Genomic DNA, 23,338 nt, shown 5'->3' on the forward strand with positions numbered 1-23,338 from the left:
CGGGCCCCTACGGTGTTCCCCGCCGTGGTGCTCGGGAAGACCGGTGACGGACCCTCAGGGGTCCCAGTCCGGAGCGGCCCTCGCCACTGTGATCGGGGGAGAGTGTCCGTACCCACGACGCCACTGGGCGCCTCGCGCGCTTGGGAAGGCGGGTACGGGAGCCCCGTCAGCCAGGAGACCGGCCGCGGCATCTCACGAAGTCATTCCACGAGGTGCTGGAGCGTGATCCGCATGACCCTGCCCGAAACCGCCGCCGCCGCGGCGCCGCCCGCCCCCCTGCCCGCCTTCCGCTGGCGCCGTGAGGACACCGTCCGCACCGCCGGGCTGATGGCCGTGATCCTCGCCATGCACGTGGTGGCGTTCGGCACGCTGATCTTCCTGGTCGCGCCGGAGGAGTACGCGGTGGGCACCCAGGTCTTCGGGGTGGGCCTGGGCATCACCGCCTACACCCTCGGCATGCGGCACGCCTTCGACGCCGACCACATCGCGGTGATCGACAACACCACGCGCAAGCTGATGGCGGACGGCAAGCGCCCCGTCTCGGTGGGCTTCTGGTTCGCCCTCGGCCACTCCTCGATGGTGGTGCTGATGGCCGCCCTGGTGGCGGGCGGCGCCCAGTTGGCCAACACCCTGATGGACGACGAGTCCACCACCCACCAGTGGCTGGGCGTGGTCGGCACCTCGGCCTCCGGTGTCTTCCTCTACCTGATCGGCGCGCTCAACCTGGCCGCGCTGTTCGGCATCCTCCGGGTGTTCCGCTCGATGCGGGCCGGCCGGTTCGACGAGGCCGAACTGGAGGAGCACCTGAACTCCCGCGGCCTGCTGGCCCGCGTCCTGAACCGGGTCACCCGCTCGATCACCCGGCCCGGCCAGATGTTCCCGGTCGGCATGGTGCTGGGCCTGGGCTTCGACACCGCGACCGAGGTCACCCTGATGGTGATGGCGGGCTCCGGCGCCGCCTCCGGCCTGCCCTGGTACGCGATCGTCTGCCTGCCGCTGCTGTTCGCGGCCGGCATGAGCCTGTTCGACACCCTGGACGGCACCTTCATGAACTTCGCCTACCAGTGGGCGTTCTCCAACCCGGTCCGCAAGGTGTACTACAACCTGACCATCACCGGCCTGTCCATCGCGGTCGCCTTCATCATCGGCACCATCGAACTGGTCGGCGTCCTCCATGAGAAGCTCGACCTCACCGACCCGGTGACCGGCTGGATCGCCGAGATCTCCCTGGACAACGTCGGCTACGCGATCGTCGGCCTCTTCGTGGTCGTCTGGGCCGCCGCCATCGCCTACTGGCGCCTGGCCGGCGTGGAGAAGAAGTGGACCCCCGGGCCCACCGGCGGCGCCCGGTAGCGGCCGACCCGGGCCGGTGCGGCGGCCCGGGTGGGGGCGTTCGGCGGGCGGATCGGGGGGCGGGTTCGTAGGCTCGACGCATGGCTGATGCGTACGCGGGCCGCCGGGAGCGGTTGCGGGAGCACTGCGGTGCGTCCGGGGCCGACGCGGCGCTGATCACCCGGGCGGCGAACGTGCGGTACCTCACCGGGTGTCCGCCGTGCGGGGCGACGCTGCTGCTGACCCGGGACCGGGCAGTGCTGGCGCTGCCGGACGACCTGCCGCCGGACGACACCGGGGAGCACCTGATCGCCCCCGACGTCACCCGGCTGCCGGTGGCGGCCGGGACGGACACCGCGCTGGCCGCCGCCTCCGCCGTGGCGCGGCTGGGGGCGGCCGGGCTCGCGGTGGAGGAGCACGACCTGACGGTCACCCGGCACCGGGCGGTGGCCGGGCTGGCCGAGGGGGTGCGGCTGGCGGACGTCGGCCAGGCGGTCGAGCGGCTGCGGGTGGTCAAGGACGAGCACGAGATCGCCGACCTGCGGATCGCCGCCGAGATCGCCGACCAGGCGCTCGGCGAACTGCTGGAGTCGATCCTGGTCGGCCGCACCGAACGGCACCTGGCGATGGAGCTGGAGCGCCGGATGATCGACCACGGCGCGGACCGGGCGGCCTTCCCGGTGTCGGTCGGCACCGGCAGCCACTCCGGCCAGCAGGCGCACCAGCCCACCGACCGGCGGGTGGAGGAGGGCGACTTCCTGACCGTGGTGCTCGGCGCGCGCTACCGCGGCTACGGGGTCTCCACCGCCCGGACCTTCGTGATCGGGGCGGCCCCCGCGCCCTGGCAGGTGGAGCTGCACCGGCTGGTCTTCCGCGCCCAGCGGGCCGGGCGGGAGGCGCTCGGGCCGGGGGTCGAACAGTGCGTGCCCGACCAGGCCGCGCGGGACATCCTCCGGGCCGCCGGTCACACCGAGAGCTCGCCGCACCCGGTCGGCCACGGCATCGGGCTGGAGATCCGGGAGGCCCCGCGCCTCGGTCCCACGGACATGGGTAAACTGGACAGCCGCGTACCGGTCACCGTCGGCCCGGGGGTCCACCTCCCGGGGCGGGGCGGGGTCCGGATCGAGGACACGCTCGTCGTGCGCCCCCTGGATGAGGGCGGGCCCGAGCTGCTCACCATCACCACCAAGGAGCTCCTCGCCCTGTGACGCAGGTGTGCCACAGGACGCGTCCCTTGGTTCCTTGACAGCTATATCCAGGAGTAAGTGCGCCCGTGGCTTCCACGAACGATCTCAAGAACGGCATGGTCCTCAACCTGGACGGCAAGCTCTGGTCCGTCGTCGAGTTCCAGCACGTCAAGCCCGGCAAGGGCCCGGCCTTCGTGCGCACCAAGCTCAAGGAGGTCCTCTCGGGCAAGGTCGTCGACAAGACCTTCAACGCCGGCGTGAAGGTGGAGACCGCCAACGTCGACAAGCGCACCATGCAGTTCTCGTACAAGGACGGCGAGAACTACGTGTTCATGGACATGGACACCTTCGACCAGCTCACCATCGAGCCGGGCGTGGTCGGCGACGCCGCCAAGTACCTGCTGGAGGGCTTCGACGCCCTGGTCGCCCAGCACGAGAACAAGCCGCTGTACGTCGAGCTCCCGGCCGCCGTCGAGCTCGTGATCGCCGAGACCGAGCCGGGCGTCCAGGGCGACCGCTCCACCGGTGGCACCAAGCCCGCGACGCTGGAGACCGGCGCCGAGATCCAGGTGCCGCTGTTCGTCACCACCGGCGAGAAGGTCAAGGTCGACACCCGCGACGGCAGCTACCTCGGCCGGGTGAAGTAAGTCCGTGTCGTCCGCACGCACCAAGGCCCGCACGCGAGCCTTCCAGATCCTGTTCGAGGCCGACCACCGCGGGGTCGACCCGCTGACGGTCCTCGCCGACTGGGTGGCCCGGGCCCGGGAGCCCAAGCCGGACGAGGGCACCCCGCAGGTCGGCGAGTACACCATGGAGCTGGTCGAGGGTTACGTCCAGCACGCCCGCCGGATCGACGAGCTGATCTCGCAGTACGCGGTCGGCTGGACGCTCGACCGGATGCCGATCGCGGACCGCAACGTCCTGCGGCTCGGCGCGTACGAGCTGATCTGGGAGGACCGGGTCCCCGACGCGGTCGTCGTGGACGAGGCCGTGGAGATCGCCAAGGAGTACTCCACCGACGACTCCCCGGCGTTCGTCAACGGCCTGCTGGCCCGCTTCATGGAGCTGAAGCCCGGCATCCGCCGCTGACGCCGCGCGTCGCACGCCGAACGGCCGCCGGACCGGAAACGGTCCGGCGGCCGTCGTGCGCGTTCACCCGGTCGGCGTATGGTGGCCTCTACTCGCCAGTAACCCGGCGTGCCGGCGGCCCCGTGCCCGCCGGCGACCCCCGCAGCGAAGGGCAGGCCACCCCCATGACCACGGCGATCCGCAGCGAGTTCGACCAGGGCATCGCGCTCACCCCGCACCCGGACGAGCCCGGCCGCTACGACGGCGAACTCGGCGACGGCTGGCAGATCGGCGGCGGCGTCAACGGCGGACTGCTGCTGGCCGTGGCCGGCCACGCGCTCTCGCTCGCGCACACCGCCCGCCCCGGGGGCGCCGGCCACGCCGACCCGGTCTCGATCAGCGGCTACTACCTCTCCTCCGCCACCCCCGGCCCGGCCACCGTGCGCACCGAGGTGATCCGCACCGGCCGCGGGCTGTCCACCGGCACCGCCGCGCTCAGCCAGGACGGCGTGGAGCGGCTGCGGGTGGTCGCCACCCACGGCGACCTCGCCGCCCTCGACGGCGAGGTGCGCACCAGCGCGGTCCCGCCGCAGCTGCCGCCGCCGGACCAGTGCATCGGCGTCGAGCACGCGCCCAAGGAACTGCTCACCCAGGCCGCCCTGTTGGAGCGCTTCGACATGCGGCTCGACCCGGCCACCGTCGGCTGGGCGCTCGGGCAGCCCTCGGGCACCGGCCGGATCCAGGGCTGGTTCCGGCTCGCCGACGGCCGCCGGCCCGACCCGCTGCTGCTCCTGCTCGCCGCCGACGCGCTGCCGCCGGTCACCTTCGACCTCGGGATGCCGGGCTGGGCGCCGACCGTCGAGCTGACCGTCCACTTGCGGGCCAAGCCCGCGCCGGGCTGGCTCCGGCTGGTCCACGCCACCCGGAACCTGGCCGGCGGGTACTTCGAGGAGGACGCCGAGGTCTGGGACGAGACCGGCCGCCTGGTCGCCCAGGCCCGCCAACTGGCCCGCGTTCCACACTAGAGGGCGGCGTGAGCGGGCGTGTACGGCGAGTGACGAGTGCGCCGTGCGCGGGGTGGGTGCGCGGGGCGTGAGCGGCGATCCGCACAACCGTGCGTGACTCCAAACATCCGATTCACCCTCGGTTACAGTCCTGTGACACGTCGTACGTGTGCGCCACGCGGGGCGGGGGAGGACAAGGTCGGCGGTACCACCCGCCGCCGACCCGTTCGCCCCGTCCGAGGAGCCCCGATGAGCCGCAACGGCCGCGCCCGCCGCACCCCCGACTGCACCGCCGCGGGTTCCCGCCCCCGGGCCCGCTCGCGGGCGGCGGCCGACCGCGACGGGGCCTGTGAGCGGCAGCGCTCCGAGGGCGCCGGGCAGGCCTTCGTGATCGGCGTGCTCACCAGCCCCGCGGACTTCGAGCAGGCCCGCGCCTGGCGGCTGTCCGACGCCCCCGACCACGAGCAGTACCTGAAGGAGACCGCCGAACTGCTCGCCGACGCCCGCTGTCGCTTCGACACCGTCCGGGCCCGGATGTTCCACCCGCAGGACTTCGCCGAGTTCTGCCTGCTGCACGGCCTCGACCCGGCCGAGCCGGCCGCCCGCGACCGCTACCTGGTCAACCCGGCGCTGCGCACCCAACTGCTCGCCTACCAGGGCGAGGAGCTGGCCGGCGACTTCGTCCCCCGGCTGGTGCGGGCCCGCGAGAACGGCCTGACCCTGCGCCACGCCGACCTGCTGCTCGACGGCCGGCTGTGCGGGGAGCGCGACGACGCGGTGGCCGGCGCCTACGAGCGCGGCGCCGAGGTGTTCCGCCGGATGCTGCTGGGCGCCGGCAGCGGGGTCTACGAGCTGCGCCTGTCGGTGGACGCCCCCGGCGGGCCGCTGGCCGCGGCCGCCCGGGTGCTCCAGTGGGAGGACGGCGTGGTGCGGATCAACGACGAGGACCTGGAGCTGCTCTGCGCGGTGCTCTGCGCCGGGCTGGCCCGCGAGCTGCCCGGCCTGGCGGTGCTGCACGGCGCCCAGGGCAGTGCGGCGGCCTGCGGGGAGTACCGGCCGACGGCCTGGGCCTGGGCCAGCGAGGGCCGGGTCTGGGCGCCCGCGGCCGGGCCGGTGCGGCTGGACGGGGTGGCCGCCGAGCCGGGCTACCGGCTGGAGACGGTCTGCTGACCGGACCGGACCGGACTGGACCCCGATCGGACGCGCCGCGGCGCGGCACCCCTCGCGGGGGCCGCGCCGTGACGTTTCTGCTGCTGTCCGCCGCCCCCGCGGACGCGCAGGCCGGCGGGGGAACCGGCGGGAGCCGGCACGGCAGGCCTCAGCCCGCCTCCTCCTCGCGCACCGCGCGGCGCGCGTCGGGGTTGAGCACGCCCCAGGAGATCAGCTGCTCGGTGAGGATCGACGGCGACTGGTCGTAGATCACGGCCAGGGTGCGCAGGTCGTCCTGGCGGATCGACAGCACCTTGCCGTTGTAGTCGCCGCGCTGGCTCTGGATGGTCGCCGCGTAGCGCTGCAGCGGGCCGGCCTTCTCGGACGGGACCTGGGTCAGTCGCTCCAGGTCGAGCACCAGGCGCGGCGGCGGCTCGGCCGCGCCGCCGGGCGTCCCGCCGGGCAGCAGCTCCTGCACCGGGACCCCGTAGAACTCCGCCAGTTCGGCCAGCCGCTGCACGGTGACCGCACGGTCGCCGCGCTCGTACGAGCCGACGACGACTGCCTTCCAGCGCCCCTGGGACTTCTCCTCGACACCGTGCAGGGAGAGTCCCTGCTGAGTGCGGATGGCTCGGAGCTTGCCTCCGAGCTGCTTCGCGTAGTCGCTGGACATTGATCTCCCCGGACGAGATTGCTTCGCGTTCAGTGGTGGGTCACGGGCGATTGCCGACGCCGTTACCGGTGGGTTCGACGTCCGTCTCGTAACTCACTGTGAGGTTACGTAGAGTGAGGTAGTTGCGTCAAGCCGAATGGGGCAGTCGTGCGAATGGCCCGCATCACCGGTGCGTCCGGCGCGTGAACCCCGGGAAGCGGAATGATGGCCGTCGGTTGGCCGTAAAAGGCGCTGGTAGGATGACCGGAGCCCGCGCCGGAGTCCGGCGGGGCGTTCCAGACATCCTTTAAGACCCGTCCCGTGAGGCGGGGAAGGAGGTCCGCTTCGGCATGACCGCACACCAGGAATCCGCTCCGAGGCCGCCGCACCAGGTGCTGGACGGCACGGACATCGCCCGGGTCATCACCCGGATAGCGCACGAGATCGTCGAGCGCGCCAAGGGCGCCGAGGACGTCGTGCTGCTCGGCATCCACACCCGGGGCGTCCACCTCGCCCGGCGCCTGCACGCCAGGCTCGCCCAGATCACCGGCCGCGACATCCCGCTCGGCACCCTGGACATCACGATGTACCGGGACGACCTGAGGCTGAAGCCCGCCCGCGCCCTGGAGCACACCGAGATCCCGCCCGGCGGCATCGACGGCAGCCTCGTGGTCCTCGTCGACGACGTGCTCTTCTCCGGCCGCACCATCCGCGCCGCGCTCGACGCCCTCAACGACATCGGCCGCCCGCGCGCCGTCCAGCTCGCCGTCCTCGTCGACCGCGGCCACCGCGAGCTGCCCATCCGCGCCGACTACGTGGGCAAGAACCTCCCCACCTCGCTGCGCGAGGCCGTCCAGGTGCGCCTGGCCGACCGCGACGGCGTCGACGCCGTGCTCGTCGGCGACCGCGACTACGCGGCCCGCTCGTCCCAGGCGCTGGCCGCCCAGCCCACCGAACCGCACCTCCCGGAGTAACCCGCGTGAAGCGCCACCTCGTGTCCGCAGCCGATCTCAGCCGCGACGACGCGCTGCTCATCCTGGACACCGCCGAGGAACTCGCCCAGCTCTCCGGCCGGGCCGTCAAGAAGCTCCCCACCCTGCGCGGCCGGACCGTCGTCAACCTCTTCTTCGAGGACTCCACCCGCACCAAGACCTCCTTCGAGGTCGCCGAGAAGCGACTGTCCGCCGACGTCATCAACTTCTCCGCCAAGGGCTCCTCGGTCTCCAAGGGCGAGAGCCTCAAGGACACCGCCCTCACCCTCCAGGCCATGGGCGCCGACGCGGTCGTCATCCGGCACCACGCCTCCGGCGCGCCGGCCCGCCTCGCGCAGTCCGACTGGCTGCACGGCAGCGTCATCAACGCCGGTGACGGCACCCACGAGCACCCCACCCAGGCGCTGCTCGACGCCTTCACCATGCGCCGCCACCTCAACCCGGGCTCCGGCCACGACCTCGCCGGTCGGCGGGTGACCATCGTCGGCGACATCCTGCACAGCCGGGTCGCCCGCTCCAACGTCCACCTGCTCACCACGCTCGGCGCCCAGGTCACCTTCGTCGCCCCGCCGACCCTGCTGCCGATCGGCATCGAGAACTGGCCCTGCGAGGTCAGCTACGACCTGGAGAGCGTGCTCCCCAAGACCGACGCGCTGATGATGCTCCGGGTCCAGCGCGAGCGGATGAACGCCGCGTTCTTCCCCACCGAGCGCGAGTACACCCGGCGCTACGGCGTCGACGGCGTCCGGATGGCCCAGCTGCCCGAGCACGCCATCGTGCTGCACCCGGGCCCGATGGTCCGCGGCATGGAGATCACCGCCGAGGTCGCCGACTCCCCGCGCTGCACCGTGGTCGAGCAGGTCGCCAACGGCGTCTCCATCCGGATGGCCGTGCTCTACCTGCTGCTCGGCGGAGCCACCCTCACCGACAACCCCCGCACCGACTCCGTGGAGACCGCCCAGTGACCACCTACCTGATCCGCAACGCCCAGGTCCTCGGCGGCGCCCCGCAGGACCTCCACCTCGCCGACAGCGTGATCCGGGCGATCGGCACCGGCCTGGACGTCACGGCCGACATCGAGATCGACGCCACCGGCCTGATCGTCCTGCCCGGCCTGGTCGACCTGCACACCCACCTGCGCGAGCCCGGCCGCGAGGACGCCGAGACCGTCCTCACCGGCACCCGGGCCGCGGCGAAGGGCGGCTTCACCGCCGTCCACGCGATGGCCAACACCTTCCCGGTGGCCGACACCGCCGGTGTGGTCGAGCAGGTCTGGCGCCTGGGCCAGGAGTCCGGCTTCTGCGACGTGCAGCCGGTCGGCGCCGTCACCGTCGGCCTGGAGGGCAAGAAGCTCGCCGAGCTCGGCGCCATGCACGACTCCGCGGCCGGCGTCCGGGTCTTCTCCGACGACGGCAAGTGCGTCGACGACGCGGTGATCATGCGCCGCGCCCTGGAGTACGTGAAGGCCTTCGACGGCGTCGTCGCCCAGCACGCGCAGGAGCCGCGGCTGACCGAGGGCGCCCAGATGAACGAGGGCCAGGTCTCCGGCGAGCTGGGCCTGGGCGGCTGGCCGGCCGTCGCCGAGGAGGCGATCATCGCCCGCGACGTGCTGCTCGCCGCGCACGTCGGCTCCCGGCTGCACGTCTGCCACGTCTCCACCGCCGGCTCGGTGGAGATCGTCCGCTGGGCCAAGGCCAAGGGCTGGGACGTCACCGCCGAGGTCACCCCGCACCACCTGCTGCTGACCGACGAGCTGGTCCGCTCCTACGACCCGGTCTACAAGGTCAACCCGCCGCTGCGCACCGCCGAGGACGTCCAGGCGCTGCGCAAGGCGCTGGCCGACGGCACCATCGACGCCGTCGCCACCGACCACGCGCCGCACCCGGCCGAGGACAAGGACTGCGAGTGGGCCGTGGCCGCGATGGGCATGGTCGGCCTGGAGACCGCGCTGTCCGTGGTGCAGCAGACCATGGTGGACACCGGCCTGCTGAACTGGGAGGGCGTCGCCGACCGGATGTCGCACCGCCCGGCGCGGATCGGCCGTCTCGCCGGACACGGCCGCCCGGTCTCGGTGGGTGAGCCCGCCAACCTGGTGCTGTTCGATCCCGCGTACCGTGGTGCCGTGAACCCCGACAGCTTCGCCACCCGTTCCCGCAACACCCCCTACAAGGGGCTCGACCTGCCCGGACGGGTGCACGCCACCTTCCTGCGCGGCACCGCGACCGTGCTGGCCGGCGAACTGGTCGAGCAGGGCGGGCTCGCGTGAGCTCCGCCGTCCTGCTGGCCCAGGAGCAGGCCAGGGTCACCAACTGGCCCGGCTACCTCGGCTGGACGGTCGGCCTGCTGCTGGTCATCGGCCTGGTCTACTGGCTGATGCGCCAGGGCTGGAACTGGCGCCGCACCCTGCAGTCGGGCATCCCCGCGCTGCCGGCCGTGCCAGAGCGGGCCGGCCGCACCATCCTGGAGACCAGCGGCCGGTACCACGGCACCACCACCGCCGGCAACTGGCTCGACCGGGTCGTCGCGCACGGCCTGGGCACCCGCAGCCGCGCCGACCTGACCCTCGGCGAGCACGGCCTGCTGGTGCGGCGGCCCGGTGACGTCGACTTCTGGATCCCCGCCGAGCACCTGACCGGTGCCCGCACGGACTCCGGGATCGCCGGCAAGGTCGTCCCCTCCGGGATCCTCGTCGTCACCTGGACGCACGAGGGAACGGACCTGGACTCCGGGTTCCGGGCCGACCACCCCGACGAGCACACCGCCTGGGTCGAGGCGATCACCCAGTTCACCGCAACACGTACGACGAAGAAGACGGAAGAGGCCGCGTCATGACCGCACCTGCCCCCACCACGCAGCGCCAACGGCGGGAACGCGTCCCCGCCGTGCTCGTCCTGGAGGACGGCCGGACCTTCCGCGGCCAGGCCTACGGCGCGACCGGCGAGACCTACGGCGAGGCGGTCTTCAACACCGGCATGTCCGGCTACCAGGAGACCCTGACCGACCCGTCCTACCACCGCCAGGTGGTCGTGATGACCGCGCCGCAGATCGGCAACACCGGCTGGAACGACGAGGACGACGAGTCCAAGCGGATCTGGGTCGCCGGGTACGTCGTCCGCGACCCCGCCCGGGTCGCCTCCAACTGGCGCTCGCGCCGCTCGCTGGACGAGGAACTGGTCGACCAGGGCATCGTCGGCATCAGCGGCATCGACACCCGGGCGCTCACCCGCCACCTGCGCGAGCGCGGCGCGATGCGCTGCGGCATCTTCTCCGGCGAGTCGCTGGCCGACCCGGCCGCGCTGCTCGCCAAGGTGCAGACCTCGCCCGAGATGAAGGGCGCCGACCTGTGCGCCGAGGTCGCCACCACCGAGCCCTACGTGGTGCCGGCGGTCGGTGAGAAGCGCTTCACCGTCGCCGCCCTGGACCTCGGCATCAAGGCGATGACCCCGCAGCGGATGGCCGAGCGCGGCATCGAGGTGCACGTGCTGCCGGCCAACGCCACCCTGGAGGACGTCTACGCGGTCGAGCCCGACGGCGTGTTCTTCTCCAACGGTCCGGGCGACCCGGCCACCGCCGACCACCAGGTCGCCGTGGCGCAGGGCGTGCTGGAGCGCAAGACCCCGTTCTTCGGGATCTGCTTCGGCAACCAGATCCTCGGCCGGGCGCTGGGCTTCGGCACCTACAAGCTCAAGTACGGCCACCGCGGCATCAACCAGCCGGTCCAGGACCGCACCACCGGCAAGGTCGAGGTCACCGCGCACAACCACGGCTTCGCCGTCAACGCACCGCTCGACAAGGTCAGCGACACGCCCTACGGCCGGGTCGAGGTCTCCCACGTCTGTCTGAACGACGATGTGGTCGAGGGCCTCCAGGCGCTGGACGTGCCCGCCTTCTCGGTGCAGTACCACCCGGAGGCCGCCGCCGGCCCGCACGACGCGGCGTACCTCTTCGATCGTTTCGTGAAGCTCATGGAGGGCCAGCGTGCCTAAGCGCACTGACATCAAGTCCGTCCTGGTGATCGGCTCCGGCCCGATCGTGATCGGCCAGGCCGCCGAGTTCGACTACTCGGGCACGCAGGCGTGTCGGGTCCTGAAGGCCGAGGGCCTGCGGGTCGTCCTGGTGAACTCGAACCCGGCGACGATCATGACCGACCCGGAGATCGCCGACGCCACCTACGTCGAGCCGATCACCCCGGAGTTCGTCGAGAAGATCATCGCCAAGGAGCGTCCCGACGCGCTGCTGCCGACCCTGGGCGGGCAGACCGCGCTGAACACCGCGATCTCGCTGCACGCGGCCGGGACGCTGGAGAAGTACGGCGTCGAGCTGATCGGCGCCGACGTCGAGGCGATCAACAAGGGCGAGGACCGCGACCTGTTCAAGGGCGTCGTCGAGGCCGTCAACGCCAAGATCGGGTACGGCGAGTCCGCTCGCTCGGTGATCTGCCACACCATGGACGAGGTGCTGGCCGGCGTCGACACCCTGGGCGGCTACCCGGTCGTCGTGCGCCCCTCCTTCACCATGGGCGGCGCCGGCTCCGGCTTCGCCCACAACGAGGAGGACCTGCGCCGCATCGCCGGCCAGGGCCTGACGCTCTCCCCGACCACCGAGGTGCTCCTGGAGGAGTCCATCCTCGGCTGGAAGGAGTACGAGCTGGAGCTGATGCGCGACAAGAGCGACAACGTCGTGGTCGTCTGCTCCATCGAGAACTTCGACCCGATGGGCGTGCACACCGGTGACTCGATCACCGTCGCCCCGGCGATGACGCTCACCGACCGCGAGTACCAGATCCTGCGGGACATCGGCATCGCCGTGATCCGCGAGGTCGGCGTCGACACCGGCGGCTGCAACATCCAGTTCGCCGTCAACCCGGAGGACGGGCGGGTGATCGTCATCGAGATGAACCCGCGCGTCTCCCGCTCGTCCGCGCTCGCCTCCAAGGCCACCGGCTTCCCGATCGCCAAGATCGCCGCCAAGCTGGCCGTCGGCTACACCCTGGACGAGATCCCCAACGACATCACCGAGGAGACCCCGGCCTCCTTCGAGCCGACGCTCGACTACGTCGTGGTGAAGGTCCCGCGGTTCGCGTTCGAGAAGTTCCCGAGCGCCGACGCCACGCTGACCACCACCATGAAGTCGGTCGGCGAGGCGATGGCGCTGGGCCGCAACTTCCCCGAGGCGCTCCAGAAGGCGCTGCGCTCGCTGGAGAAGAAGGGCTCGCAGTTCACCTGGGTCGGCCCGGTCGGCGACAAGGCGGAGCTGCTGGCCAAGGCGGTCGTGCCGACCGACGGCCGGATCAACACCGTCATGCAGGCGATCCGCGCCGGAGCCACCCCGGAGGAGGTGTTCGACGCCACGAAGATCGACCCGTGGTTCGTCGACCAGCTCTTCCTCCTGGACGAGATCGCCCGCGAGCTGGCGGAGGCGGAGAAGCTCACCCCCGAGCTGCTGCGGCACGCCAAGCGGCACGGCTTCTCCGACCACCAGGTCGGCGAGATCCGCGGCCTGAAGCCGGACGTGGTCCGCGAGGTGCGGCACGCCCTGGGCATCCGCCCGGTGTTCAAGACCGTCGACACCTGCGCGGCCGAGTTCGCGGCGAAGACCCCGTACTTCTACTCGTCCTACGACGAGGAGAACGAGGTCGCGCCGCGCACCAAGCCCGCGGTGATCATCCTCGGCTCCGGCCCGAACCGCATCGGCCAGGGCATCGAGTTCGACTACTCCTGCGTGCACGCCTCCTTCGCGCTCGCCGAGGCCGGGTACGAGACCGTCATGGTCAACTGCAACCCGGAGACCGTCTCCACCGACTACGACACCTCCGACCGGCTCTACTTCGAGCCGCTCACGCTGGAGGACGTGCTGGAGATCGTCCACGCCGAGCAGCAGGCCGGCCCGCTGGCCGGTGTGATCGTCCAGCTCGGCGGCCAGACCCCGCTCGGCCTGGCGCAGGCGCTGAAGGACAACGGGGTGCCGATCGTCGGCACCCAGCCCGAGGCGATCGACCTGGCCGAGGAGCGCGGCGCGTTCGGCCGCGTCCTGCGCGAGGCGGGCCTGCCGGCCCCCAAGCACGGCACCGCGTTCTCCTTCGAGGAGGCCAAGGCGATCGCCGACGAGATCGGCTACCCGGTCCTCGCCCGCCCCTCCTACGTCCTGGGCGGACGCGGCATGGAGATCGTCTACGACGAGGCCTCGCTCGCCTCCTACCTGGAGCGCCACGCCGGCCTGATCTCCGAGCACCCGGTCCTGATCGACCGCTTCCTCGACGACGCGGTGGAGATCGACGTCGACGCCCTCTTCGACGGCACCGAGCTCTACCTCGGCGGCGTCATGGAGCACATCGAGGAGGCCGGCATCCACTCCGGCGACTCCGCCTGCGCGCTGCCCCCGATCACCCTCGGCGGCTACGACATCAAGCGGCTGCGGGCCTCCACCGAGGCCATCGCCCGCGGTGTCGGGGTGCGCGGTCTGATCAACATCCAGTTCGCGCTGTCCGGGGACATCCTCTACGTGCTGGAGGCGAACCCGCGGGCCTCGCGCACCGTGCCGTTCACCTCCAAGGCGACCGCCGTGCCGCTGGCCAAGGCCGCCGCCCGCGTCTCGCTCGGCGCCACCATCGCCGAGCTGCGGGCCGAGGGCCTGCTGCCCGCCGAGGGCGACGGCGGCACGCTGCCCGCCGACGCGCCGATCGCGGTCAAGGAGGCCGTGATGCCGTGGAGCCGCTTCCGCGACGTCCACGGCCGCGGGGTGGACACCGTGCTGGGCCCGGAGATGCGCTCCACCGGCGAGGTCATGGGCCTGGACCGGGTCTTCGGCACCGCCTACGCCAAGTCCCAGACCGGTGCGTACGGCGCGCTGCCGACCAAGGGCAAGGTCTTCGTCTCGGTCGCCAACCGCGACAAGCGCAACCTGGTCTTCCCGGCCCGGGCGCTGGTCGGCCTCGGCTTCGAGCTGCTGGCCACCGCCGGCACCGCCGAGGTGCTGCAGCGCGGCGGCATCCCCGCCACCGTGGTGCGCAAGCACAGCGAGGGCGAGGGCCCGAACGGCGAGAAGACCATCGTCCAGCTGATCCACGACGGCGAGGTCGACCTCATCATCAACACGCCGTACGGCACCGGTGGCCGTCTCGACGGCTACGAGATCCGCACCGCCGCCGTCGCCCGCGCGGTGCCCTGCCTGACCACGGTCCAGGCCATGGGCGCCGCCGTCCAGGGCATCGACCGGCTGCTGCGCGACGAGGTCGGTGTCATGTCGCTCCAGGAGCACGCCGAGCTGATCAACGCCGGCCGCGCCAAGTAGCACCACTCCAGTGGGGGGCACCAGTACCGCCGGGTGCCCCCCACTTCCATGCCCTGGGAGGACTTTGTGTACAAGCTGCTGTTCGACCTCGTCTTCAAGAAGATGGACCCCGAGAAGGCCCACCACCTGGCCTTCTTCTGGATCCGGCTGGCCTCCTCGGTGCCCGGCCTGCGCGGCCTGGTGCGGCTGGTGCTCGCCCCGCGCGACCGGGCGCTTCGCACCGAAGCGCTCGGCCTCGCGCTGCCCGGCCCGTTCGGCCTGGCCGCCGGCTTCGACAAGAACGGCGTCGGCATCGACGGCCTGTCGATGCTCGGCTTCGACTACGTCGAGATCGGCACCGTGACCGGCGAGGCGCAGCCGGGCAACCCGCAGCCCCGGCTGTTCCGGCTGGTCGAGGACCGCGCCCTGATCAACCGGATGGGCTTCAACAACCAGGGCTCGGCCCGGGTCGCCGCCCGCCTCGCCGCCCGTCCGCACACCAGCTCCACCCCGGTGGTGGGCGTCAACATCGGCAAGACCAAGGTGGTCGAGGAGGCCGACGCGGTCGCCGACTACGTCAAGTCCACCGAGCGGCTGGCCCGTTACGCCGACTACCTGGTGGTCAACGTCAGCTCGCCGAACACCCCCGGGCTGCGCAACCTCCAGGCCGTCGAGCACCTGCGCCCGCTGCTGAGCGCGGTGCGCGAGGCCGCCGACCGGACCACCCCGCACCACGTCCCGCTGCTGGTCAAGATCGCCCCCGACCTGGCCGACGAGGACATCGACGAGGTGGCCGACCTGGCGCTGGAGCTGGGCCTGGACGGCATCATCGCCACCAACACCACGATCGGCCGCGAGGGCCTGCGCAGCGACGCCGCCCGGGTGAAGGAGATCGGCATGGGCGGCCTGTCCGGCGCCCCGCTCAAGGAGCGCGCCCTGGAGGTCCTCCAGCGGCTGCGGGCCCGCACCGAGGGCCGGCTGGTGCTGGTCTCGGTCGGCGGCATCGAGACCGCCGAGGACGCCTGGCAGCGGATCGTGCACGGCGCGGACCTCGTCCAGGGCTACAGCGCCTTCATCTACGAGGGCCCGTTCTGGTGCCGGCGCATCCACAAGGGCCTGTCCGCCCGCGTCCGGGCCGGTGGCCACCGCAACCTGGCCGCGGCCGTCGGCAGCGCCGTGGACGCGCGCAAGACCGCCTGAACCCCCTCCCCACAGCCTCCCGGAAGGACGTCATGACCCTCGCCCCCTTCGGCACCCGCCTGCGCCACGCCCTCGACACCCGCGGCCAGCTCTGCGTCGGCATCGACCCGCACGCCTCGCTGCTCGCCGCCTGGGGTCTGGAGGACACCGTCGCGGGCCTGGAGACCTTCAGCCGCACCGTCGTCGAGGCGCTGGCCGGCCGGGTGGCCGTGCTCAAGCCGCAGGCCGCCTTCTTCGAGCGCTTCGGCTCGCGGGGCGTCGCCGTCCTGGAGAAGTCGGTCGAGGAGGCCCGGGCGGCCGGCGCGCTGGTGCTGATGGACGCCAAGCGCGGCGACATCGGCTCGACCATGGCCGCCTACGCCGAGGCCTTCCTGTCGCCCGGCAGCCCGCTGTTCTCGGACGCCGTCACCGTCAGCCCCTACCTGGGCTTCGGCTCGCTGCGCCCGGCGCTGGACCTCGCCACGGCCAACGGCGCGGGCGTCTTCGCGCTGGCGCTCACCTCCAACCCGGAGGGCGCCGAGGTGCAGCGCGCCGTCGGCGCGGACGGCGAGCCGGTGGCGGCCGCGGTGCTGCGGCAGCTGGCCGCCGAGAACGCCGGCGCCGAGCCGCTGGGCTCGTTCGGCGCGGTGGTCGGCGCGACGCTGGCCGACGCCGGTGTGGACCTGGCGATCAACGGCCCGCTGCTGGCCCCCGGGATCGGTGCCCAGGGCGCGACCATGGCGGACCTGCCGCGGGTCTTCGGCGCCTCGGTGCGCAACGTGGTGCCGAGCGTCAGCCGGGACGTGCTGAAGCACGGCCCTTCGGTGGAGGCGCTGCGCGCCGCCGCGGACCGTTTTGTCCAGGAGTACGCCGACGCGGTCAAGTAGCGCACGGGACGGTGGGGTTCGCTCCTGGCGAACGCTTCGCAGCGCCGTCATGACGGGCTGCGACCGTCCGCGGGAGCGGGGACTTGACGTGAGCGCCGTCACATCGGTGCCGCCAAAGGTTCGCAATCACGGTCATTTTGCCCGGGAAAGTCCTGGTCGGCCTTGGCTGACCAGGACTTTTCGTGTTCTTTTCCTGACGCGGAGCCGCAATCCGGGTAGTGTCCGGCGATAGGTCACCGAGGAGCCGCGAAACCTGCTGCTCCCGCAGGTCAGGGGCGGCGAGTTCGCTCTCTGACCGGTGCCCTGGGAAGCACAACAGTCATAGTTTCAATCCCTTCCATCCACCCTGAGGTGAACGGCGTGGCTCTTCCGCCCCTTACCCCCGAACAGCGCACCGCCGCGCTCGCCAAGGCCGCCGAGGCTCGCCGGGAGCGCGCCGAGGTCAAGAACCGGCTCAAGCACTCCGGCGCCTCCCTGCACGAGGTGATCAAGGCCGGCAAGGCCGACAACGACGTGATCGGCAAGATGAAGGTCTCCGCCCTGCTGGAGTCCCTGCCGGGTGTCGGCAAGGTCCGCGCCAAGCAGATCATGGAGCGGCTCGGCATCTCCGAGAGCCGCCGTGTCCGTGGTCTCGGCACGAACCAGATCGCCTCCCTGGAGCGGGAGTTCGGCGGCGGTGCCGCCTGACCGTGCCCCGTGGTCCCGGGATCGCCCGCGATCCGGGATAATCGGTGCATGAGTGAGCGTCCGCGGCTGACCGTGCTCTCCGGCCCCTCGGGGGTCGGCAAGAGCACGGTCGTCGCTCATATGAGGAATCAGTACCCCGAGGTCTGGCTCTCGGTGTCGGCGACGACCCGCCACCCGAGGCCGGGCGAGCAGGACGGGGTCCAGTACCACTTCGTCGACAACGACGAGTTCGACAAGCTGATCGCCAACGGCGAGTTGCTGGAATGGGCCGTCTTCGCGGGAAACCGCTACGGCACCCCCCGCGCGGCGGTCGAGGAGAAGCTGGAGCGCGGCGAACCCGTGCTGCTGGAGATCGATCTGCAGGGCGCCCGCCAGGTGCGCGAGTCCATGCCCGAGGCGCAGCTGGTCTTCCTGGCCCCGCCGAGCTGGGACGAGCTGGTCCGCCGGCTCACCGGCCGGGGCACGGAGCCGCAGGACGTGATCGAGAAGCGGCTGGAGGCCGCGAAGGTCGAACTGGCCGCCGAGCCGGAGTTCGACACGACCCTGGTCAACACCTCCGTCGAGCAGGTGGCGAGCGAACTGCTAGCCTTGCTCGGTGTAGGCTGACCTGTTGTCTTTTCCACCCTTTCGGAAGGTTTTCGCGTGTCCTCTTCCATGACCGCGCCCGAGGGCATCATCAACCCGCCGATCGACGAGCTGCTTGAGGCCACCGACTCCAAGTACAGCCTGGTCATCTACGCGGCCAAGCGTGCGCGCCAGATCAACGCGTACTACTCCCAGCTCGGCGAGGGCCTGCTGGAGTACGTCGGCCCGCTGGTCGACACCCACGTGCACGAGAAGCCGCTGTCGATCGCGCTGCGCGAGATCAACGCCGGCATGCTGACCGCCGAGGCGGTCGAGGCCGCCTGAGGCGGTCCCATCCACGCCCGGAGGGCCCGTCGGAGTTTCCGCTCCGACGGGCCCTCCGGCGTTCCCGGGCCTGTGGGGGGTGCCGCGGTGCGGGTGATCACCGGGGCGCCGTAGGGTTGGCAGGCACCTGAGGACCGCCACTGAGGAGAGCTGGGGATCATGAGCAGCGGCACGGAGCGGACGGACGCACCGCGCGTCGTCCTCGGCGTCAGCGGCGGCATCGCCGCGTACAAGGCGTGCGAGCTGCTGCGGCGGTTCACCGAGTCCGGCCACCAGGTGACCGTGGTGCCCACCGCGGCGGCGCTGCACTTCGTCGGCGAGGCCACCTGGGCGGCGCTCTCCGGCCGTCCGGCCGCCACCGAGACCTGGGAGAACGTGCACGAGGTCCCGCACGTGCGGATCGGGCAGGACGCCGACCTGGTGGTGGTCGCCCCGGCCACCGCCGACCTGATGGCCAAGGCCGCCCACGGGCTCGCCGACGACCTGCTGACCAACACCCTGCTCACCGCGCGCTGCCCGGTCGTGCTGGCGCCCGCGATGCACACCGAGATGTGGGAGCACCCGGCGACCCGGGAGAACGTCGCCACCCTGCGCCGCCGGGGCGTGATCGTGCTGGAGCCCGCCAGCGGGCGGCTGACCGGCAAGGACACCGGCAAGGGCCGGCTGCCCGAGCCGGCCGCGATCTTCGACGCCTGCCGCGCGGTGCTGCGCCACGGCGGCGAGCGGGCCGACCTGGCCAGCCGGCACGTGGTGGTCTCGGCGGGCGGCACCCGTGAGCCGCTGGACCCGGTCCGCTACCTCGGCAACCGCTCCTCCGGGAAGCAGGGCTACGCGCTGGCGGCGACCGCCGCCGCCCGGGGCGCCCGTGTGACGTTGATCTCGGCCAATGCCGCACTGCCCGACCCGGCCGGGGTGGACGTGGTCCGGGTGGCGACCGCGCTGGAGCTGCGGGAGGCCGCGCTGAAGGCGGCCCAGGACGCGGACGCCGTGGTCATGGCCGCGGCGGTGGCCGACTTCCGGCCCGCGGTCTACGCCGAGGGCAAGATCAAGAAGGTCGAGGGCGTCGAGCCGGCGCCCGTCGCGCTGGTCCGCAACCCCGACGTGCTGGCCGAGCTCTCCGCCCACCGCACCCGTTCGGGCCAACTCGTCGTGGGCTTCGCGGCGGAGACCGACGACGTGCTCGCCAACGGCCGTGCCAAGCTCGCCCGCAAGGGCTGCGACCTGCTGGTCGTCAACGAGGTCGGCGACGGCAAGGCCTTCGGCCAGGACGTCAACGAGGCCGTGGTGCTGGGCGCCGACGGCAGCGAGACGCCGGTTCCGGTGGGTCCCAAGGAGGTTCTGGCGGACGTCGTCTGGGACCTCGTCGCGGAACGGCTTGATCCCTCCGTCGGGTGATCTCGAAGGGTGGGCGGGCGGTCTTCAATTGCGGAATCGCGTGACGTTTCCCGATAGCTGACCGTTACACTCCAGGAATCAAGTCTTTCCGGAAGCCCCCGGATCCGTCCGGGGTCTTTCAGTCAGCAGCCGCTGCAACCCCAGGGAGCGCTGTGTCTCGCCGCCTGTTCACCTCGGAGTCCGTGACCGAGGGACACCCCGACAAGATCGCTGACCAGATCAGCGACACCATCCTTGACGCTCTCCTCCGTGAGGACCCGACCTCCCGGGTCGCGGTGGAGACGCTCATCACCACCGGCCAGGTGCACGTGGCCGGCGAGGTGACCACCAAGGCGTACGCCCCGATCGCCCAGCTCGTCCGGGACAAGATCCTGGAGATCGGCTACGACAGCTCCAAGAAGGGCTTCGACGGCGCTTCCTGCGGCGTCTCGGTCTCGATCGGTGCCCAGTCGCCCGACATCGCGCAGGGCGTCGACACCGCGTACGAGGCCCGGGTCGAGGGCGATGAGGACGACCTGGACAAGCAGGGCGCCGGTGACCAGGGCCTGATGTTCGGCTACGCGTCCGACGAGACGCCCGAGCTGATGCCGCTGCCGATCACCCTGGCCCACCGCCTCTCGCGGCGGCTGACCGAGGTCCGCAAGAACGGGACCATCCCGTACCTGCGCCCCGACGGCAAGACCCAGGTCACCATCGAGTACGACGGCGACAAGGCGCTGCGCCTGGACACCGTGGTCGTCTCCACCCAGCACGCCAGCGACATCGACCTGGAGTCGCTGCTCACCCCGGACATCCGCGAGTTCGTCGTGGAGCCGGAGCTGAAGGCGCTGGCCGACCAGGGCATCAAGCTCGTGACCGAGGGCTACCGCCTGCTGGTCAACCCGACCGGCCGCTTCGAGATCGGCGGCCCGATGGGCGACGCCGGCCTCACCGGCCGCAAGATCATCATCGACACCTACGGCGGCATGGCGCGCCACGGCGGCGGCGCCTTCTCCGGCAAGGACCCGTCCAAGGTGGACCGCTCGGCCGCGTACGCGATGCGCTGGGTGGCGAAGAACATCGTCGCCGCCGGCCTCGCCCGCCGCGCCGAGGTGCAGGTCGCGTACGCGATCGGCAAGGCCGAGCCGGTCGGCCTGTTCGTGGAGACCTTCGGCACCGAGACCGTGCCGGTCCTCACCATCCAGAAGGCCGTCAGCGACGTCTTCGACCTGCGTCCGGCCGCGATCATCCGCGACCTGGACCTGCTGCGCCCGATCTACTCGCAGACCGCCGCGTACGGCCACTTCGGCCGCGAGCTGCCGGAGTTCACCTGGGAGCGGACCGACCGCGTGGAGCAGCTGAAGAAGGCCGTCGAGGCCTGATCGCCTTCGCTGAGCGTTTGACGGCAGGTGGCGGCCGCCCGGCCTTCCGGGCGGCCGCCACCTGCTGTTTTGTCGGTGGGACCTGGTACTACTTGGGGCGATGAGCAGCAGCACGCAGGGCAGTGACGAGGGCGGGGCGCCGGAGCAGCTGGCGTTCATCCGGGAGACGGTCCGCCGGGCCAAGCCGCGCACCTGGCGCGGCGCCAAGCGGGCCGAGCACCTGCCGGTCGCCCGGGTGGTCGTCGACAAGGGCGTGCTCACCATCGACAAGTTCTTCGACTACGAGGTGCCCGCGGCGATGGCCGAGGACGCCCGGCCCGGCGTGCGGGTGCGGGTGCGCTTCGGGGCGCGGGTGGTGAAGGGCCAGCGCGAGGGCGGGGAACTGCACGACGGCTTCATCGTCGCCCGGCTGGAGAAGAGCGACTTCCCCGGCCCGCTCGCCCCGCTCGCCCAGGTCCTCTCGCCCGAGCCGGTGCTCACCCCGCACCTGCTGCGGCTCTGCCGCACCGTCGCCGACCGGTACGCGGGCACCCTGGCCGACGTCCTCCAGCTGGCGGTGCCGCCCCGGCACGCCAAGGCGGAGGCCGAGCCCTCGCCGCCGCCCCGCCCCCGTCCGGCCGCGCCCGCGCCCGGCGGCTGGTCCCGCTACCCGGCCGGCCCGGACTTCCTGGACGCACTCGCCGGCGGCGGCTCGCCCCGGGCGGTCTGGACGGCGCTGCCCGGCCCCGGCTGGCCGTACGAGATCGCCCGCGCCGTCGCCGCCACCCTGGCCGGCGGGCGCGGCGCCCTGGTGGTGCTGCCGGACGGCCGCTCGGTGGCCCGGGTCGACCGGGCGCTGACCGAACTGCTCGGCGAGGGCATGCACGCCGTCCTGGCCGCCGACCTCGGCCCGCGCGAGCGCTACCGGCGCTGGCTCCAGGTGAGCCGGGGCTCGGTGCGCGCCGCCGTCGGCACCCGGGCCGCGATGTTCGCGCCGGTGCACGACCTCGGTCTGGTGGTGGTCTGGTCCGACGGCGACTCCAGCCACAGCGACCCGCGCAACCCGCACCCGCACGTACGGGAGGTCGCCCTGCTGCGGGCCGCCGAGGAGGGCGCGGCCGTCCTGCTCGGCGGGCACGCCGTCACCGTGGAGGGCGCGCAATTGGTGCGCACCGGCTGGGCCCGGCCGCTGGCCGCCGACCGGGAGACCGTCCGGCGCACCGCGCCCAGGGTGCGCACCGTCACCGACCAGGACCAGCACCGGGACGCCGCGGCGCAGGCCGCCCGGCTGCCCTCGGTCGCCTGGGAGGCGGCGCGCGAGGGCCTGGCGGCCGGCGGGCCGGTGCTCATCCAGGTGCCCCGGCGCGGCTATGTTCCCCGGCTGGCCTGCGGGCGCTGCCGCACGCCCGCCCGCTGCCGGCGCTGCGAGGGCCCGCTGGAGGCGGCCGGGGCGGACGCGCCGCTGTGCTGCCAGTGGTGCGGCGAGGAGGAGCGGGAGTGGCACTGCCCGGAGTGCGGCTCGTTCCGGCTGCGGGCGCAGGTGGTGGGCGCCCGGCGGACGGCCGAGGAGCTGGGCAAGGCGTTCCCGCGCGTCCCGGTGCGGACCTCGGGGCGGGACGCGGTGCTGGTCACCGTCCCGGACGAGCCGGCGCTGGTGATCTCCACGCCCGGCGCCGAGCCGGTGGTCGAGGGCGGCGGCGGGTACGCGGCGGCGCTGCTGCTGGACGGCTGGGCGCTGCTGAGCCGGCCCGACCTGCGGGCCGGGGAGGAGACGCTGCGGCTCTGGCTGGCCGCCGCCGCGCTGGTGCGGCCGTCGGAGGAGGGCGGGACGGTGGTGGTGGTCGCCGAGCCGACGGCGCGGCCGGTGCAGGCGCTGGTGCGCTGGGACCCGCTCGGGCACGCCGGGCTGGAGCTGGAGGAGCGTTCCCAGCTGCACTTCCCGCCGGTCGCCCGGATGGCCTCGGTGAGCGGCAGCCCGGCGGCGGTGGCGGACCTGCTGAACCTGGTGCGGCTGCCGGAGGAGGCGGACGTGCTCGGGCCGGTGCCGGTGGCGGCGCTGCGGGGGGAGGAGCAGGAGCGCGCGCTCCTGCGGGTACCGCCCGGGCAGGGCGCGGCGCTGGCGGCGGCGCTGAAGGCGGCGCAGATCGCGCGGATCGCGCTGCGGACGCCGGAGACGGTGAAGGTGCGGATCGATCCGACGGACATCGGGTGAGGTTCGTCGGGGAGGTTCGTCGGGGGTGCCTGAGGTTCGTCGGGTGAGGGGCCGCGGCGGGTCCGGTGCCGCGGCC

At 72.6% G+C, this 23,338-nt stretch carries 21 protein-coding genes and 1 riboswitch; of the genes, 20 read left to right on the forward strand and 1 reads right to left on the reverse strand.

The genetic code is table 11. From position 1 onward, the window contains the following. The first annotated feature begins 8 nt into the window (after positions 1 to 8). Positions 9 to 202: riboswitch (cobalamin riboswitch) on the forward strand. Positions 203 to 231: 29 nt separating this feature from the next. The 6 genes from ACFZBX_RS16570 (at position 232) to ACFZBX_RS16595 (ending at position 5,761) form a co-directional block, all read left to right on the forward strand. Next, complete coding sequence (locus ACFZBX_RS16570; RefSeq protein WP_391534445.1) at positions 232 to 1,353, forward strand: HoxN/HupN/NixA family nickel/cobalt transporter; 1,122 nt, start codon at positions 232 to 234, stop codon at positions 1,351 to 1,353. Between the two features lie 80 nt (positions 1,354 to 1,433). Next, a complete protein-coding gene (locus ACFZBX_RS16575; RefSeq protein ID WP_391534446.1) occupies positions 1,434 to 2,540 on the forward strand; it encodes a M24 family metallopeptidase in 1,107 nt (368 codons plus the stop codon). Positions 2,541 to 2,605: 65 nt separating this feature from the next. Beyond that, a complete protein-coding gene (gene efp / locus ACFZBX_RS16580; protein ID WP_391534447.1) occupies positions 2,606 to 3,166 on the forward strand; it encodes an elongation factor P in 561 nt (186 codons plus the stop codon). A 4-nt stretch (positions 3,167 to 3,170) separates the two neighbouring features. Next, positions 3,171 to 3,608 (forward strand): transcription antitermination factor NusB, encoded by a 438-nt coding sequence (gene nusB, locus ACFZBX_RS16585; RefSeq protein WP_391534448.1) that lies wholly within the window; start codon positions 3,171 to 3,173, stop codon positions 3,606 to 3,608. A gap of 164 nt (positions 3,609 to 3,772) precedes the next feature. Next, the gene (locus ACFZBX_RS16590; RefSeq protein WP_391534449.1) at positions 3,773 to 4,612 is read left to right on the forward strand and encodes a thioesterase family protein; all 840 of its coding nucleotides are present in this window, start codon (positions 3,773 to 3,775) and stop codon (positions 4,610 to 4,612) included. 228 nt (positions 4,613 to 4,840) lie between these two features. After that, positions 4,841 to 5,761: a hypothetical protein gene (locus ACFZBX_RS16595; RefSeq protein WP_391534450.1), complete on the forward strand. Its 921-nt coding sequence runs from the start codon at positions 4,841 to 4,843 to the stop codon at positions 5,759 to 5,761. Positions 5,762 to 5,909: 148 nt separating this feature from the next. Here the strand turns inward: ACFZBX_RS16595 and ACFZBX_RS16600 are convergent, their stop codons facing one another. Further along, a complete protein-coding gene (locus ACFZBX_RS16600; RefSeq protein WP_045692870.1) occupies positions 5,910 to 6,413 on the reverse strand; it encodes a transcriptional regulator in 504 nt (167 codons plus the stop codon). Between the two features lie 329 nt (positions 6,414 to 6,742). Between ACFZBX_RS16600 and pyrR the strand changes: the two genes are divergently transcribed. The 14 genes from pyrR (at position 6,743) to ACFZBX_RS16670 (ending at position 23,262) form a co-directional block, all read left to right on the forward strand. Next, complete coding sequence (gene pyrR, locus ACFZBX_RS16605) at positions 6,743 to 7,366, forward strand: bifunctional pyr operon transcriptional regulator/uracil phosphoribosyltransferase PyrR (protein WP_391534451.1); 624 nt, start codon at positions 6,743 to 6,745, stop codon at positions 7,364 to 7,366. 5 nt (positions 7,367 to 7,371) lie between these two features. Beyond that, positions 7,372 to 8,349 carry an aspartate carbamoyltransferase catalytic subunit gene (locus ACFZBX_RS16610; protein WP_391534452.1) on the forward strand — a complete coding sequence of 326 codons (978 nt, stop codon included), beginning with the start codon at positions 7,372 to 7,374 and terminating at the stop codon, positions 8,347 to 8,349. After that, on the forward strand, positions 8,346 to 9,650 hold the full coding sequence (locus tag ACFZBX_RS16615) for a dihydroorotase (RefSeq protein ID WP_391534453.1): 1,305 nt from the start codon (positions 8,346 to 8,348) through the stop codon (positions 9,648 to 9,650). The genes ACFZBX_RS16610 and ACFZBX_RS16615 overlap by 4 nt, the downstream gene beginning before the upstream one ends. Continuing rightward, positions 9,647 to 10,216: a hypothetical protein gene (locus ACFZBX_RS16620; RefSeq protein WP_391534454.1), complete on the forward strand. Its 570-nt coding sequence runs from the start codon at positions 9,647 to 9,649 to the stop codon at positions 10,214 to 10,216. The genes ACFZBX_RS16615 and ACFZBX_RS16620 overlap by 4 nt, the downstream gene beginning before the upstream one ends. Further along, on the forward strand, positions 10,213 to 11,370 hold the full coding sequence (carA, locus tag ACFZBX_RS16625) for a glutamine-hydrolyzing carbamoyl-phosphate synthase small subunit (RefSeq protein WP_391534455.1): 1,158 nt from the start codon (positions 10,213 to 10,215) through the stop codon (positions 11,368 to 11,370). The genes ACFZBX_RS16620 and carA overlap by 4 nt, the downstream gene beginning before the upstream one ends. Then, entirely contained in the window at positions 11,363 to 14,674 is a 3,312-nt protein-coding gene (gene carB, locus ACFZBX_RS16630) for a carbamoyl-phosphate synthase large subunit (protein WP_391534456.1), read from the forward strand. The genes carA and carB overlap by 8 nt, the downstream gene beginning before the upstream one ends. A 66-nt stretch (positions 14,675 to 14,740) precedes the next feature. After that, on the forward strand, positions 14,741 to 15,853 hold the full coding sequence (locus ACFZBX_RS16635; RefSeq protein WP_391534457.1) for a quinone-dependent dihydroorotate dehydrogenase: 1,113 nt from the start codon (positions 14,741 to 14,743) through the stop codon (positions 15,851 to 15,853). Between the two features lie 32 nt (positions 15,854 to 15,885). After that, positions 15,886 to 16,719, forward strand: a complete 834-nt coding sequence (gene pyrF, locus ACFZBX_RS16640) for an orotidine-5'-phosphate decarboxylase (RefSeq protein ID WP_391534458.1) — start codon at positions 15,886 to 15,888, stop codon at positions 16,717 to 16,719. A 360-nt stretch (positions 16,720 to 17,079) separates the two neighbouring features. Then, complete coding sequence (mihF, locus tag ACFZBX_RS16645; RefSeq protein ID WP_030056187.1) at positions 17,080 to 17,406, forward strand: integration host factor, actinobacterial type; 327 nt, start codon at positions 17,080 to 17,082, stop codon at positions 17,404 to 17,406. 48 nt (positions 17,407 to 17,454) lie between these two features. Then, the gene (gene gmk / locus ACFZBX_RS16650; protein WP_380750268.1) at positions 17,455 to 18,012 is read left to right on the forward strand and encodes a guanylate kinase; all 558 of its coding nucleotides are present in this window, start codon (positions 17,455 to 17,457) and stop codon (positions 18,010 to 18,012) included. A gap of 36 nt (positions 18,013 to 18,048) precedes the next feature. After that, positions 18,049 to 18,315: a DNA-directed RNA polymerase subunit omega gene (gene rpoZ / locus ACFZBX_RS16655; RefSeq protein WP_030056185.1), complete on the forward strand. Its 267-nt coding sequence runs from the start codon at positions 18,049 to 18,051 to the stop codon at positions 18,313 to 18,315. Between the two features lie 159 nt (positions 18,316 to 18,474). Beyond that, on the forward strand, positions 18,475 to 19,710 hold the full coding sequence (gene coaBC, locus ACFZBX_RS16660; protein ID WP_391534459.1) for a bifunctional phosphopantothenoylcysteine decarboxylase/phosphopantothenate--cysteine ligase CoaBC: 1,236 nt from the start codon (positions 18,475 to 18,477) through the stop codon (positions 19,708 to 19,710). Positions 19,711 to 19,862: 152 nt separating this feature from the next. After that, the gene (metK, locus tag ACFZBX_RS16665; protein WP_391534460.1) at positions 19,863 to 21,071 is read left to right on the forward strand and encodes a methionine adenosyltransferase; all 1,209 of its coding nucleotides are present in this window, start codon (positions 19,863 to 19,865) and stop codon (positions 21,069 to 21,071) included. Between the two features lie 100 nt (positions 21,072 to 21,171). Continuing rightward, complete coding sequence (locus tag ACFZBX_RS16670) at positions 21,172 to 23,262, forward strand: primosomal protein N' (protein ID WP_391534461.1); 2,091 nt, start codon at positions 21,172 to 21,174, stop codon at positions 23,260 to 23,262. The last annotated feature ends 76 nt before the right edge of the window (positions 23,263 to 23,338 follow it).

The sequence above is a fragment of the Kitasatospora sp. NPDC008115 genome, from assembly GCF_042957205.1.
In the GTDB taxonomy this organism is placed as follows: Bacteria; Actinomycetota; Actinomycetes; order Streptomycetales; family Streptomycetaceae; genus Kitasatospora.